A 13,635-nucleotide genomic window follows, 5' to 3' on the forward strand; every position below is an offset into this window, starting at 1 on the left:
GCCGCTTAGCTCGCGCCTGCCGCGCGGCGGTATTCGCCCGGCGGCAGGCCGGTCAGCCGCTTGAACGCGCGCTGGAAGGCGACGTCGCTGTCGTAGCCGACTCGCGCCGCCACTTCCGCCAGGGGAAGCCGGCTTTCCCGCAGCAGCGTCCGGGCGCGCTGAATGCGCCAGCCGGTCAGATGATTCAGCGGCGTATCGCCCACTCGGGCGCGGAAATGGCGGGCGAAGGCCGAGCGCGACATGCCGGCGCGCGCCGCCATGCTCTCCAGCGTCCACGGCGCGGCCAGGTCGGAGTGGACGGCCTGCAATAGCGGCGACAGCCGGCGGTCGGCCAGCGCCCCCAGCCAGCCGTCGCCTTGGCCGGAAAGGCAGTGGATGCGCAGCGCCTCGATCAGCAGCACGTCCACCAGTTTCTGCACCACCAGCCGCGAACCCAGCGCCGGGGCGGCGTTCTCGCGCGCGATCATCTCCAGCGCCGCCCGCAGCAGCCGCGCCCGCTCCGCGTCCAGCCGAAGGTGCAGCACCGGCGGCAGCAGGTCCATCAAGGGCGCGCCGGCGGCGGCGTTGAACACGAAGCGGCCGGAAACGATGCCGGTCTCCTCGCCGTCGCCGCCGAAGCGGATCACGCCGTCGCAGCGGCCGGCGAACACCGTCTCGCATGGCGGCGCCTCCCGGCCGGCCTCGTCCATCAGGCGGAAGCGCTGGCCGCCGCTGACGATGAACAGGTCGCCGGCCGCCAGCGGCAGCGGCTGATCCAGGCCCGCGCCGTCAAGCAGGCAGCGGCCGTGGGCGACGATGCCGAAGCGCGCCGACACCTGGTGGGCGAAGTCTATGCCCCACGGCGCGCGCGCTTCCAGCCGCGCGTACAGCGCGCTCTCCACCCGCATCGCGGCGAAGATGTCTTCCAGCAGGTCCATGGTGAAATCCGGTACGAAAGGTGAAAAAACGGGTACGGCCAATCATTCATCATCCCGGCGCGGCGCGGCAAGATGTCCCGGTGATTTTTATCCAAGGATATCCCGATGCAAGGCTACCGTTTTTCCCGTTTCGGCTCGCTGGACCACCTGGCGCGCCATGACGAGCCGATGCCGACGCCCGGCCGCGGCGAAGCGCTGGTGCGGGTGCGCGCCAGTTCGTTGAACTACCGCGACCTGGCGCTGTTGAGCGGCCAGTATCCGATGAGCTGGCGCGATGGGCTGGTTCCCCTGTCCGACGGCGCGGGCGAGATCGTCGCGCTGGGCGAGGGCTGCAACCGTTTCCAGCCGGGCGACCGGGTGTGCAACACCTTCTTCCCGCAATGGTTCGGCGGCCCCTTTCCGCCGGCGGAGGCGGCGCGCCAGTACGGCAGCAACCAGGATGGCTGGCTGTGCGAATACAAGGTGGTGAGCGAGGAGGCGCTGGTCCGCGTGCCGGATCACCTGGGCTGGGCCGAAGCGGCGACGCTGCCGTGCGCGGCGCTGACCGCCTGGACCGCGTTGACCGGCCCGCAACCGGTCAAGGCCGGCGACACGGTGCTGGTGCAGGGATCGGGCGGCGTGTCGCTGTTCGCCTTGCAGCTGGCCAAGGCGATGGGCGCGCGGGTGATCGCCACCACCTCCGGCGCGGACAAGGCGGCCAGGCTGAAGGCGCTGGGCGCGGACGAGGCGATCGATTACCTCGCCGAGCCGGAGTGGGGCGCGCGGGCGCGCGAGCTGAACGGCGGCTTGGGCGTGGACCTGGTGGTCGAGGTGGGCGGCAAGGGCACGCTGGAGCAGTCGCTGGCGGCGGTGGCGCCGGGCGGCGAGATCGCGGTGATCGGCTTTCTGGCCGACGGCGCGGCGGAGCTGGACTTCATGCGCTACTTCCTCAGCGGGGCCACGCTGCGCCGCATCGCGGTCGGCCACCGCGAGGGCATGGAAGCGATGCTGCGGGCCATCGCCCGGCATCAGTTGCGGCCGGTGGTGGACCGGGTGTTCCCGTTCGGCGACGCGCGCGCGGCCTGGGAGCATTTCCTCGCCCGCCGCCATTTCGGCAAGGTGGCCATCGTCCACTGAGGCCAGCGCGGCCGCAGTTGTGGCGGCCAGACGCCGCCGGCTTCGCAAACAGGCGGAAAGCCCGGGAAATTTGCGGTTCGCATTTGCTATCGGGGGGAAAAATATGTTACTAAAGTAACGTGATTTTCGATTCCGAATAGTTATGAGCCGCTCTCCACGACACGACAAAATCCTGCAGCTGGTTCGCGAAAACGGCTTCATGCCCATCGAAGAGCTGGCCCGCCTGCTTGATGTCACACCGCAGACGATACGGCGCGACATCAACCAGCTGTGCGAGGCCAATCTGCTTCGCCGCTACCACGGCGGCGCCGCACTCGGGAACAGCGTGGAGAACGAGGACTATTTTGCTCGTAAAGGAAAGTTTCAGAGCGAAAAGGCCCATATCGCCGACATGATCGCGCGCAGCATCCCCGATCACGCCTCGCTGTTCATGAGCATAGGCACCACCATCGAGGCGGTGGCGCAGGCGCTGACGGCCACCCACAAGGGGCTGCGCGTCATCACCAACAACATCCACGTCGCCTCCATCATGTCCACCAACCCGGACTTCACCGCGATGATCACCTCCGGCACCGTGCGCGCGTCGGACGGCGGCATCACCGGCGTGGCGACGCTGGACTTCATCAACCAGTTCAAGGTGGACTACGCGATCATCGGCGTGTCCGGCATCGAGACCGACGGCTCGCTGCTGGATTTCGACTACCGCGAGGTGCGCGTCGCCCAGGCGATGATGAACAATGCCCGCCACCGCTACCTGGCCGCCGACCACAGCAAGTTCGGCCGCAACGCGCTGGTGCGCATGGGCCACATCAGCGAGTTCCACACCGTGTTCACCGACGCCACGCCGCCGGAGCCGGTGGCCAAGCTGTTGGAAGAGCACAACGTCAGGCTGGTGTTGTCCGAGGCCTGACAGCCATGAAAAAAGGGCGCCGCGCGGCGCCCTTTTCCTTTGCCGGCGCGGCCGCGCCGGATGCTTTCCTTACATCCTGGCCAGCGCCTGCTTGGCCTTTTGCGCGGCGTCGGTCTTCGGGTACAGCTTGATCAGGCGGCGGTAGGTGTTCTTCGCCTGATCCACCTGGCCCAGGTCGCGCTGGCAGTTGCCGATATTGCGCAGCGCGTCCGGCGCGAAATGGTTGTTCGGGTATTGCTCGACGAAGCGGCGGTGGATGTCGATGGCGGCGTCGTACTGGCGCAGCGCGGTGTGGGCGACGCCCAGCCAGTAGTTGGCCTCGGCCGCTTGCGGCGCCTGCGGGTTCTGCTGGATGAACAGCGACAGCGCGTTGATCGCGTTGGGGAAGTCGCGCGCGCGCAGGAGATTCAGCGCCTTGTCGTAGTCGGGACTGGCCTGGCTGTCGCTGGCGGCGGCTTGCTGGGCGGCGGGCTGCGAGGCGTCGCGCTTGCCGGGCGCGCCTTCCAGATGCGACAGGCGGCCGTCCAGATCATTGTACAGATCGTTCTGGCGCTTTTGGGTGGTTTGCAGATTGTAGTTCAGCACTTCGACGTCGCCGCGCAGCTTGGCGACCTCGGCCTTCAGGGCGTCGACCTGGCTGACCATCTCCAGCAGCTTCTCATTGGACAGCTTGCTTTCCACCGCGCTGATGCGGGTGGACGCCTGCTGGTTCACCTGCGCCAGTTGGCGGCGGGTCTCCTCCAGGTCGCTGGTGCTGGCGCAGCCGTTCAGGATCAACAGCAGGGCGCTACTGATGGCGATGCGTTTCATGGGCGTTCCGATGGATGAAGATTGCCGGACATCATAACGGTTCGGCCGCCGTTTGGCAGCCGCCCGCGGATATCCGGCAGGGCGAGGACGGCGGGCGGCCGGGAAGCCGCCCGCGCCAGGCGCTTACTGGCCCTGGTAGACGATGTCGGCGCGGCGGTTTTCCGCGTAGTCGGCGTCGCTGTGGCCGGTGGCCTTGGGCTTTTCCTTGCCGAAGCTGACGGCTTCCAGCTGGCTTTCCTTCACGCCCAGCACTTCCATCGCGTGCTTGACGCTCTCGGCGCGGCGCTGGCCCAGGGCCAGGTTGTATTCGCGGCTGCCGCGGGCGTCGGTGTTGCCCTGGATGATCACTTTCTTGTCGTGACCCTTCAGGTAATCGGAGTGGTTGGCGACGGTGTTCTTGCCTTCGCCGTCGACGGCGGAGGAGTCGAAGGCGAAGTACACGCTGCGCTTGGCCAGCGGGCTGTTCGGATCATTCAGCGGATCGACCGCTACCTGGCTTTGTTCGCTGCCCGAGCTCACCGGGGCCTGGGTGGTCGGCGCTTGGGTGACCGGAGCGGCCGGGGTTTCGGCCGGCTTGGTGCTGGCGCAGGCGGCGAGCAAAGTGGCGACGGCGGTGGCGAGTGCGAGTTGCTTCAGGTTCATTGTTGGCTCCCATCAAGGATTATTGAACGGACCCCATGCCGGGTCCTGAACATCACCGTTGAGCACGGCCAGTTTCACCTTGCTGCTGCCGTCGGCGGTGGCCGCGTACAGCACGCTCTGTCCGCCGGCGTCGCTGGAATACAGCACCATGCGGCCATTGGGCGCGAAGCTGGGGCGCTCACTGTAACTACCGTCTGACAACTGCCGGCTGTCATTAGTTGCCAGATCTTGCGACATCACACGGAAATTGCCGGCTGAACGGCGAATATAGACCAGGGTCTTGCCGTCCGGCGACAATTTGGGCGAAACATTGTAATTGCCCTCCCAGGTGACGCGCTGCGCGTCGCCGCCGTTCACCGGCACTCGGTAGATCTGCGGGTTGCCGCTGCGGTCGGAGACGAAGTAGACCATGGAGCCGTCCGGGCTGAAGGCCGGCTCGGTGTCGATGCCGCCGTTGTACATCAGGCGGCGCGCGGAGCCGCCGGCGGCGTTGATGATGTAGATCTGCGAGTTGCCGCTGGTGGTCAGCACCACGGCCAGTTTGCTGCCGTCCGGGCTCCAGGCCGGGGCGGAGTTGCTGCCCTTGAAGTTGGCCACCGCGCGGCGCTGGCCGGTGGCCAGATCCTGCACCCATACCACCGGCTTCTGGCTGGCGAAGGAGACATAGGCGATGTAGCGGCCGTCCGGGCTCCAGCTGGGCGAGATGATGGGTTCGGTGGAGCGCAGGATGGTCTGGCTGCGCTGGCCGTCGACGTCGGAAATCTGCAGCGCGAAGTTGCGGCCGGATTTCAGCACGTAGGCGAGGCGGGTGTTGAAGAAGCCCTTCTGGCCGGTGATCGCCTCATAGATCATGTCGGCGATCGCGTGCGCCACCTGGCGGCTGCGGTCCGGCGTCACGGTGAATTCGCCGCCGGTCAGCTGCTTGCGCTGCGACGCGTCCATCAGCCGGAAGCTGATCTTGATCTGGCCGCCGCCGGCGTTTTCCACCTTGCCGATGGCCAGAGACTGCGCGCCGGCGGCCTGCCACAGCGGATAGCGGATGTCGGCAGGCTCGAACGGGACGTTGGCGACGGCCGACGGATCGATCAGGCGGAAGGCGCCGGACAGCGCCAGGTCGTTGCGGATCACCGGCGTCAGGTTGCCCTGGGTCGGTCCCTCGTCCTTGAACGGCAGCACGGAGATGGCGTGGCGGCTGGCGCCGCCGCCTACGATTTCGATGTTCAGTTCGGCGTGGACGCTGCCGGCGGCCAGCATCGCCGCCACCAGCATGCCCCGCAGCAGGGCTTTCAAACTCGGCATGGCTTCCTCAGGGCTTGGTCCCGCCCGCTCAGCGCGGACGGAAGGTCAGGGTAAACGTGCGGTAGCCGTCGTTGAAGTTGGCTCCCGCCGGCAGTTTGGGGAAGGTCTTGGCCTCCCACACCGCGCGTTGCACGGCATCATCATAGGCCGGAACGCCGCTGCTTTTCACCAGTTGCACCGCTTTGACCTCCAGCGTCGGCAGCAGCGTCACCCGCAGCACCGCGGCGGGGTTGCCGTTGATGCCGGGCGGAACCTGCACCAGCGGCGTCACCTTGGCCTTGACCAAGTCTATCCAGCCGGCGTTGACGCCGGAGCCGTTGACCGCGCCGCCGGCCACGCCGTGCTTGCTGCCGGCCTGGTCGGTGCGCGCGTTGGGCTTGCCGCTGGTGCGCGCGCTGTCCAGGCTGGAGAGCAGGTCGTCGGCCTCGTTGTTGTAGGCCTTGGCGGTCTTGTGGCCGGGCTTGGCCGCCGGCGGGGTCTGGGCCTTGGCCTCTTTCTTGTCCGGCGCTTTTTCCGCCGGCTTGGCCTTCTCGGACGGTTTCTTCTCCGGCTCGGCCGGTTTGGGCTCGTGCTTGGGTTTCTTCGGCTCGGGTTCGGCCGCCGGCTTGGGTTCCGGTTTCGGCGTCTCGTGCTTGGGCTTGGGCGCGTCCTTCTTGCCCAGGTTGACCTCGGCCGGCGGCGCTTCGACCACCGGTTTGGGTTCCGGCGCCGGTTGCGGCGCGGGGGCGACCGGCGTGGTCGCGGCCGGCGGAGGCGGCGGCGCGGTGGTCCACAGCTCCAGCGCCAGCGGCGCCGGGCTGGGCGGCGGCGTGGTCTGCAGGCCGCCCCACAGCAACAGGCCGATCACGCCGGCGTGGAACAGCGCCGAGGCGATGAAGGCCCAAGGGCGCGGAGAGGAGGGCGCTTGCGAGCTCATTGCTTGCTGATTTGCTTGACGGTCAGCGCCACGCGCTTGATGCCGGCCTGGTGCAGGCGGTCGGCGATCTTCACCACTTCGGCGTATTTGAGGTTGGCGTCGGCGGAGATGGCCACTGGGCGCTGTCCGGCGCCGGCCAGCGCCTGCAATTGGCTGGCCAGATCGTCCAGCGAGTCGACGCGGGTTTTCTGCTCGCCGTCCACCAGCTCGATCTTGCCGGCGGCGTCCACGGTGACCTCCAGCGGGCGGACATCGATGGCGGGCGCCTCGGAGACGCTGGGCACGTCGATCACGCCCGGCGTGAACATCGGGGCGGTGACCATGAAAATCACCAGCAGCACCAGCATCACGTCGATGTAGGGCACGACGTTCATCTGGTTCATCTGGCGGCGGGGGCGGCGGTTCAGCATGACGGTGACGGGGTAAGCTCGGTCAACAAACGGCCATCATAGCACCGGCGGGGGGGCCGGCGCTGTGGCCAAAACGTTACAGACCATTCGGCGATGGCGAAAGTTCATGCGCGCCGGCTAGCGGCGGGTGCACAGCGTCAGGCCGTCGCCTATCGGCAGCACGCACATGTGGACGCGCGGGTCGGCCTTCAGGCTGGCGTTGAACGCATGCACCAGGTGCACGCCGGCCGGGTCTTCCGGTTTCGGGTCCACCACGCGGCCGGACAGGAAGATGTTGTCGATGGCGATGACGCCGCCGGGGCGCACCAGCTCGAGGCAGGCTTCGTAGTAGTCGCGGTAGGACGGCTTGTCGGCGTCGATGAAGGCGAGATCGAAGCGGCCGGCCTGGCCGTCGTCCAGCAACTCGCGCAAGGTGCTCAGCGCCGGCTGCAGCCGCAGGTCGATGCGGTCGGCGACGCCGGCCTTGGCCCAGTATTCGCGGGCGATGGCGGTGAAGGTTTCGCTGACGTCGCAGGCCACCACCTGGCCGTCTGCCGGCATCGCCAGCGCCACGGTCAGCGCGCTGTAGCCGGTGAACACGCCGATTTCCAGGTAGCGGCGCGCGCCGATCAACCGCGCCAGCCAGCCCATGAACTGGCCCTGGTCCGGCGAGATCTGCATCTTGGCCAAGCGGTGGCCGGCGGTGAATTCGCGCAGTTCGCGCTGCGCCGGATGCTCGACGACGGCGATGTCGAACAGGTAGTCGGAGAGGGCGCTGCTGAGCGCCACCGTGTGGCGGGTCATATTCGGGCTTCCAAAATGACGAAACGCCCGCGAGGGGCGTCGGGAACGATCCAGGCGGCGCTTATTCCGGCTGGTAGACGTAGGCCTTCTGCGGCACGCTGGACTCCTTCCAGCGGCGCTGGTCGTCCAGGTTGAGCTCGCGGTCCCACAGCGTCAGGCGCAGTTCGCGGCGCTCGCTGTCCACTTCCGGGTTCTTGTCCAGGAAGCCGTTGATGAACTGGGTGAATTCGGACTGGTACATCGTACCCTCCATGGTGGCTGATCGGACAATTTTAATCGATTCGCGGCCATGCCGCCACGCCGGCTCAGTCGGTCCCGCCTTCGCCGTACAGCATGCACTCGATGCGCCGATCGGGGACCAGCCACATCAGCGCCACCGCCAGGTACAGCGCGCCGGCCAGCCAGGTCTGGTACCAGGCGAGGCCGATCGCCAGCAGGTAGCACAAGGGCGAGATCTTGCCCTTGATGTCGCCGCCCAGCGCCTCGGACAGCCGGGTGCGGTTGCCGGGCAGGCACAGCAGCGCCTGCTGCATGATCCACCAGGCGATCGCGCACATCAGCAGTACCGAGCCGTACAGCGCCACCGGCAGCGGCGCGTAGTGGTTCTCTCCCATCCAGCCGGTGACGAAGGGAATCAGCGACATCCAGAACAGCAGGTGCAGATTGGCCCACAGCACCCGGCCGTCGACGCGGCGGGCGGCGTGGTAGAAGTGGTGGTGGTTGTTCCAGTAGATGCCCACGTAGACGAAGCTGAGCAGGTAGCTGAGGAACACCGGCAGCAACGGCGCCAGCGATTGCCAGTCGGTGCCGTGCGGCACCTTCAGCTCCAGCACCATGATGGTGATGATGATGGCGATCACGCCGTCGCTGAACGCCTCCAGGCGGTTTTTTTCCATGCGGGTCTCGTGCGGATGGTCCTGACTGGAATGTAGAGCGGCGGGGCGCGTTCGGCAAAGCGCGACGGCATCAGCCCCGCCTGGCGGCGCGGCAGGGCAGGCGGACGCGGGCCTGGTAGCGGTCGCCGCGCCGCTCGGCGGCGAGCGAGGCCTCGGCGTCGTACAGCAGCGCCAGCCGCTCGCGCAGGTTCTCCAGCGCGATGCCGCTGCCGGCGGTCGGCGCGGCGTCGGCCGGCAGCGGATTGTCCAGCGCCAGCTCCAGCAGGCCGCCAGATACGCGGGCGGAGATGACGATCTCCACCTCGCCGGCCACGCGCTCGGCGCCGTGACAGACGGCGTTCTCGGCCAGCGGCTGCAGCAGCAGCGGCGGCAGCTCGGCGTCCGGCGGCGCGTCGATGCGCCAGCTGACCGTCAGCCGCGGCCCCAGCCGTTCGGACTCTATCGCCAGGTACATCTTGGCTAGCTCGATCTCGCGCGCCAGCGTGGACAGCCTCTCCGGCGCGGCCATCTGGGCGCGGAACAGCTCGGCCAGATTTTCCAGCACTGTTTCCGCCTGCTGCGGCCGCGAACGGATCAGCGCGATGGCGGCGTTCAGGCTGTTGAACAGGAAATGGGGGCGGATGCGCGCCTGCAGCGCGGTCAGCCGCGCCTCGGCCAGCGCCGGCGACAGCGCGCGCCGGCGCAGCGCCAGGTAGTGCAGCAGCAGCGGGGCCGCCGCCATCGCCAGCGCCGCGGCGGTCCAGGTCCGCGGCCAGTCGTCCTGCAGCCGCCATTGGCACAAGGCGAAACTGGCGCCGGCGATCAGCGCAACCCAGGCGGCTCCGCGCCGCCGCTGCGACAGCCAGGGGGCGGCCAGCGCCAGCAGCGCCAGCGACAGCAGGCTGCCCGGAATCAGCGCCAGCGCCGATTGCAGCCAGCGCCACAGCGGCTGCTCGGCCGTCAGCGCCAGCAGGCCGTCGGCGCACAGCAGCAGCGCAGGCAGCTGCAGGATGCGCAGCATCACGCCGGGTTGGCGGAAATCCGGCAGCGGCGTCGGAATCGGGCGGGACATGGCGGGTCTCCGGGGGCGATGCTGCGATGATAGCGCGCGGAGGGGGAGCGCGCTCTTGCTGATGCCCCAGGTCCGTGCGGCGGGCGTTCTGAGCGGAGGCGCTTCCGCGTCAGAGGAAGCCGCTGTCGGGAGCTTGTGCAGCCTGCAGCAAGGCGTCGATGACGATGCGCATCCGGGGAGGCATATAGTGGTTTCGCGGCCAGATGACGTGAATGGGCATGTGTTCGCCGGACAACTGGTGCAGCACCGGGATCAATTCCCCGGTTTGCAAATGTTTGCTCGCCAGCCACGTAGGGAGCTGTGCCAAGCCGAGACCGGCCAGCGCGGCGGCCAGAATGGCCTCTCCATCGCCCATTTCGTGGCGGACGGGTATCTGGCAAAGCTCGCCGCCGTCCTCCGCGCTCCTGAGGCGCCAAGCGTGGTTTGGTCCCCGGCGCCAGTCGACCAGGCAATCGTGCCGCTGCAGGTCTTCTTTGGCATGCGGCGTTCCTTTCCGTTCGATATAGGCCGGAGATCCGCAAATCAGCAGATGCTGCTCCCCCAGCCTGCGGGCGACCAGTTCCGCGTGGTCTTCGAGCCGGCCTATCCTCACCGCCAGGTCTATGCCATTGCCGATAAGGTCCACCATGCGTTCGCTGAACGTAATCGATAGATCCAGGCCCTGGTGCCGCGCGGCCAGTTCCAGCAGGACCGGCAGAACATGCCGTCGGCCGAAAGCCGCGGGTAGGTTGATATGGACGCGCCCAGCCGGCTCCGCCTGCCCGATGTTCAGGTAGCCCTCCGCATCCTCCAGAGCGGCGACCGCGCGCAGGCAACTGGTCAGATACACCTCTCCCTGGCTGGTCAAACTCACTCTGCGGGTGGTGCGATGCAGCAGTTTGCTCCCCAAGCGGGCTTCCAGCCGCATGATCTGCTTGCTCAGGGCGGAGCCGGTGACGCCCAGCGCATCAGCGGCGGCAGTGAAGCTGCCGGTCCGGGCGATGGCGATGAATTCCCGAATGCCAAGAAATTGATGCTTATCCATACCACATTACGTCTCTATGGGACTGAATGTTTCAATATTTTCCAACTTAATGAATCTGATGGAATCAATCAAGCTATGGGCACGGCGCAAGAGGCCGGCGGCAGGAGCGGGTTGCCGCGGCGTTTGCATGGGCTCATGTCCCAGAGCGCCGTCTTGGTTCATTTTTCAATCCTCGGAATTTGGAGAAGACATATGGGTACGATGAAATTTCTGCAGGGCAAAATTGCATTCGTGCAGGGCGGGTCGCGCGGCATTGGCGCTGCCATTGTCAGGCGGCTGGCAGATGAAGGGGCCGTGGTGAGCTTCAGCTACGCGTCGGCTGCGGCCAAAGCCGAAGCGCTGGTAGATGGAATCGCCGCGGCAGGGGGTATGGCATACGCCACTCGCGCCGACAGCGCCGACGCCGAGGCGCTACGGCAGGCGCTGCGGCATGCCGCGGGACGTTTTGGCGCGCTCGACATTCTGGTCAACAATGCAGGCATCCTGCCGTGGGGATTCATCGAGGAGCTTTCCCTGGAGACGTTCGACCGCGCCATGGCGGTCAATGTGCGCAGCGCTTTCATCGCCAGCCAGGAGGCTGCGCGCCACATGGGCGATGGCGGCAGGATCATCAACATCGGCAGCGTCAATGCGGATCGCATGCCGGTCGCCGGCGGCTCGGTTTATGCGATGAGCAAGGCTGCGCTGGTCGGTTTGACCAAAGGCATGGCCCGCGATCTGGGCCCGCGCGGCATCACTGTAAACAATGTGCAGCCTGGGCCGGTGGATACGGACATGAATCCGGCGGATGGCGAGTCGGCCGAGCAACTCACGGCGCTGATGGCATTGGACCGCTATGGCCGCGCGGATGAAATCGCGGGTTTGGTCGCCTATCTAGCCGGTCCGGAGGCGGGATACATCACCGGAGCCAGTCTGAGCATAGATGGCGGCTTCTCCGCCTGAGTCCGGATCGGGGGCTGGCATTTTCGGACAGCGCTGACTTCATGTTGGATCGGCTGGCAGACGGCATCGGCCAATGAGCCGATGCTGATCTGGCGCAAACTTGCTCGCGAACGGCGGTTTTCCCCGCTTTACAACCCTGCCGCGCCGGCGCTAGTGTCAGCCTTGAAGAATATCAGACAAATCTAATTTGCATCGCTGCCTGACGGCGAGCGATGGACCAGCTTGTCGAACGGTCGACGCACGGTTCCGCTGGATGGATTTATTGCGCCGCGCAATGCCTTCGGCATGTCCGATTTCCCGGTTGAATCAAGCCTGTCAGACGATATACGGTAGCCAATATATGCCTTGCATAATGCGGCGCAGCATGCATTTAATGATTTCCAAACGATCGTTCCCAACTGCCGCGCACGACCGTTCCCGTTTCTGATTCCACCATCCACTTGCAGGAGATATCCTATATGAATATCGTCATTCCGACCGAGCGGCTGGCCGGCGAGCACCGTGTGGCGGCGACGCCGGACACGGTGAAGAAGCTGGTCGGCGCCGGCCACGCCGTCGTCGTGGAACAGGGCGCCGGCCTGGCGGCCGCGCTGCCCGACGCCGTCTTTGTGGCCGCCGGGGCGACCATCGCCGAGCGGCGGCAGGAGATGCTGGCCGCGGCCGACATCGTGCTGGCGGTGCGCATGCCCGAGGCCGCCGACGTGGCCGCGCTGAAGCCCGGCGCGGTGCTGGTCGGCATGCTGGCGCCGTACCAGAACCCGCTGCTGCCGCAATTGGCGGCGCAGCGGGTGTCGGCTTTCGCGCTGGAGCTGCTGCCGCGCACCACCCGCGCCCAGAGCATGGACGTGCTGTCCAGCCAGAACAACATCGCCGGCTACAAGGCGGTGCTGCTGGCCGGCCAGTTCTACCCCCGCTTCATGCCGATGCTGATGACCGCCGCCGGCACGGTGAAGGCGGCCAAGACGCTGGTGCTGGGCGTCGGCGTCGCCGGCTTGCAGGCCATCGCCACCGCCAAGCGGCTGGGCGCGGTGGTGGAGGCCTACGACGTGCGCCCCGCCACCCGAGAGCAGGTGGAGTCGCTCGGCGCCAAGTTCGTCGAGGTGCCGATGACGGATGAGGAGAAAGCCGCCAGCGGCGGCGTCTACGCCCGCGAGATGTCGGCCGAATTCCTGGCGCGGCAGAACGCGCTGATCGCGCAGCGCGCCGCCGCCGCCGACATCGTCATCTCCACCGCGCTGATTCCCGGCAAGCCGGCGCCGCGCTTGCTGTCCGCCGACGCGGTGGCGGCGATGAAGCCGGGCTCGGTGATCGTCGACCTGGCCGCCGAGGCCGGCGGCAACTGCGAGCTGACCCATCCCGGCGAGGCCTGGCTGACCGGCAACGGCGTGCGGGTGGTGGGCCTGACCAATCTGCCCGCGATGCTGGCGGCCGACGCCTCCAGCCTGTACGCGCGCAATCTTCATACCTTCCTCGGCCTGCTGTTGGGAGAAGGCGGCCTGACGCTGGATCTCGACGACGAGCTGGTCGCCGCCACGCTGGTCACGCACCAGGGCGAGCAGCGCTTCGGCGCCGCCGCCCGTCCGGCCGAGGCCGCCAATCACGACAAGGAGCCGCACCATGGCTGATCCCTTCATCACCAGCTTCACCATCTTCGTGCTGGCGGTGTTCGTCGGCTACCACGTGGTGTGGAACGTCACCCCGGCGCTGCACACGCCGCTGATGGCGGTCACCAACGCCATTTCCGGCATCATCGTCGTCGGCGCCATGCTGCAGGCGGTCGATATCGACGGCCAGGAGATCACCGTCACCTCGGTGTTGGGCGCTGTCGCCATCTTCCTCGCCAGCATCAATATCTTCGGCGGTTTCCTTGTCACCCAGCGCATGCTGGACATGTTCAAGAAGAAAAACAGGGGATGACG

At 67.1% G+C, this 13,635-nt stretch carries 16 protein-coding genes; 5 read left to right on the top strand and 11 right to left on the bottom strand.

The features are described 5' to 3' along the window. Window positions 1-5: 5 nt before the first annotated feature. Window positions 6-917, bottom strand: coding sequence for an AraC family transcriptional regulator (locus BKX93_RS14860; protein ID WP_046167588.1), 912 nt, complete (start codon window positions 915-917; stop codon window positions 6-8). 105 nt (window positions 918-1,022) lie between these two features. Here BKX93_RS14860 and BKX93_RS14865 point away from each other — a divergent pair, with 105 nt between their 5' ends. Continuing rightward, the gene (locus tag BKX93_RS14865; protein WP_082107157.1) at window positions 1,023-2,033 is read left to right on the top strand and encodes a zinc-dependent alcohol dehydrogenase family protein; all 1,011 of its coding nucleotides are present in this window, start codon (window positions 1,023-1,025) and stop codon (window positions 2,031-2,033) included. 142 nt (window positions 2,034-2,175) lie between these two features. Continuing rightward, window positions 2,176-2,943, top strand: a complete 768-nt coding sequence (locus BKX93_RS14870) for a DeoR/GlpR family DNA-binding transcription regulator (protein WP_021478820.1) — start codon at window positions 2,176-2,178, stop codon at window positions 2,941-2,943. A 69-nt stretch (window positions 2,944-3,012) separates the two neighbouring features. Here BKX93_RS14870 and ybgF read toward each other — a convergent pair whose 3' ends face one another. The 10 genes from ybgF to BKX93_RS14920 form a co-directional block, all read right to left on the bottom strand. Next, on the bottom strand, window positions 3,013-3,753 hold the full coding sequence (ybgF, locus tag BKX93_RS14875) for a tol-pal system protein YbgF (protein WP_070980420.1): 741 nt from the start codon (window positions 3,751-3,753) through the stop codon (window positions 3,013-3,015). 123 nt (window positions 3,754-3,876) lie between these two features. Continuing rightward, a complete protein-coding gene (locus BKX93_RS14880) occupies window positions 3,877-4,395 on the bottom strand; it encodes an OmpA family protein (RefSeq protein WP_046167585.1) in 519 nt (172 codons plus the stop codon). A gap of 12 nt (window positions 4,396-4,407) precedes the next feature. Next, complete coding sequence (gene tolB / locus BKX93_RS14885) at window positions 4,408-5,694, bottom strand: Tol-Pal system beta propeller repeat protein TolB (RefSeq protein WP_070980422.1); 1,287 nt, start codon at window positions 5,692-5,694, stop codon at window positions 4,408-4,410. 28 nt (window positions 5,695-5,722) lie between these two features. After that, window positions 5,723-6,610 (bottom strand): TonB family protein, encoded by an 888-nt coding sequence (locus BKX93_RS14890; RefSeq protein WP_070980423.1) that lies wholly within the window; start codon window positions 6,608-6,610, stop codon window positions 5,723-5,725. Beyond that, entirely contained in the window at window positions 6,607-7,020 is a 414-nt protein-coding gene (locus tag BKX93_RS14895; RefSeq protein WP_021478825.1) for a biopolymer transporter ExbD, read from the bottom strand. The genes BKX93_RS14890 and BKX93_RS14895 overlap by 4 nt, the downstream gene beginning before the upstream one ends. Window positions 7,021-7,137: 117 nt before the next feature. Continuing rightward, complete coding sequence (locus tag BKX93_RS14900; protein WP_070980425.1) at window positions 7,138-7,803, bottom strand: class I SAM-dependent methyltransferase; 666 nt, start codon at window positions 7,801-7,803, stop codon at window positions 7,138-7,140. 61 nt (window positions 7,804-7,864) lie between these two features. Beyond that, entirely contained in the window at window positions 7,865-8,044 is a 180-nt protein-coding gene (locus tag BKX93_RS14905; protein WP_046155298.1) for a DUF3460 family protein, read from the bottom strand. A 64-nt stretch (window positions 8,045-8,108) separates the two neighbouring features. After that, complete coding sequence (locus tag BKX93_RS14910) at window positions 8,109-8,699, bottom strand: TMEM175 family protein (protein WP_046155297.1); 591 nt, start codon at window positions 8,697-8,699, stop codon at window positions 8,109-8,111. A 70-nt stretch (window positions 8,700-8,769) separates the two neighbouring features. Next, a complete protein-coding gene (locus tag BKX93_RS14915) occupies window positions 8,770-9,750 on the bottom strand; it encodes a sensor histidine kinase (protein ID WP_046155296.1) in 981 nt (326 codons plus the stop codon). Window positions 9,751-9,859: 109 nt separating this feature from the next. Next, complete coding sequence (locus BKX93_RS14920) at window positions 9,860-10,774, bottom strand: LysR family transcriptional regulator (protein WP_070980427.1); 915 nt, start codon at window positions 10,772-10,774, stop codon at window positions 9,860-9,862. Between the two features lie 192 nt (window positions 10,775-10,966). Between BKX93_RS14920 and BKX93_RS14925 the strand changes: the two genes are divergently transcribed. The 3 genes from BKX93_RS14925 (at window position 10,967) to BKX93_RS14935 (ending at window position 13,633) form a co-directional block, all read left to right on the top strand. Beyond that, window positions 10,967-11,716 (top strand): 3-oxoacyl-ACP reductase family protein, encoded by a 750-nt coding sequence (locus BKX93_RS14925; RefSeq protein WP_046167580.1) that lies wholly within the window; start codon window positions 10,967-10,969, stop codon window positions 11,714-11,716. Between the two features lie 458 nt (window positions 11,717-12,174). Next, a complete protein-coding gene (locus tag BKX93_RS14930; RefSeq protein WP_070980429.1) occupies window positions 12,175-13,341 on the top strand; it encodes a Re/Si-specific NAD(P)(+) transhydrogenase subunit alpha in 1,167 nt (388 codons plus the stop codon). Further along, window positions 13,334-13,633 carry a proton-translocating transhydrogenase family protein gene (locus BKX93_RS14935; RefSeq protein WP_046155292.1) on the top strand — a complete coding sequence of 100 codons (300 nt, stop codon included), beginning with the start codon at window positions 13,334-13,336 and terminating at the stop codon, window positions 13,631-13,633. The genes BKX93_RS14930 and BKX93_RS14935 overlap by 8 nt, the downstream gene beginning before the upstream one ends. Window positions 13,634-13,635: the final 2 nt, after the last annotated feature.

Source organism: Chromobacterium vaccinii, assembly GCF_001855275.1.
Lineage (GTDB): Bacteria > Pseudomonadota > Gammaproteobacteria > Burkholderiales > Chromobacteriaceae > Chromobacterium > Chromobacterium vaccinii.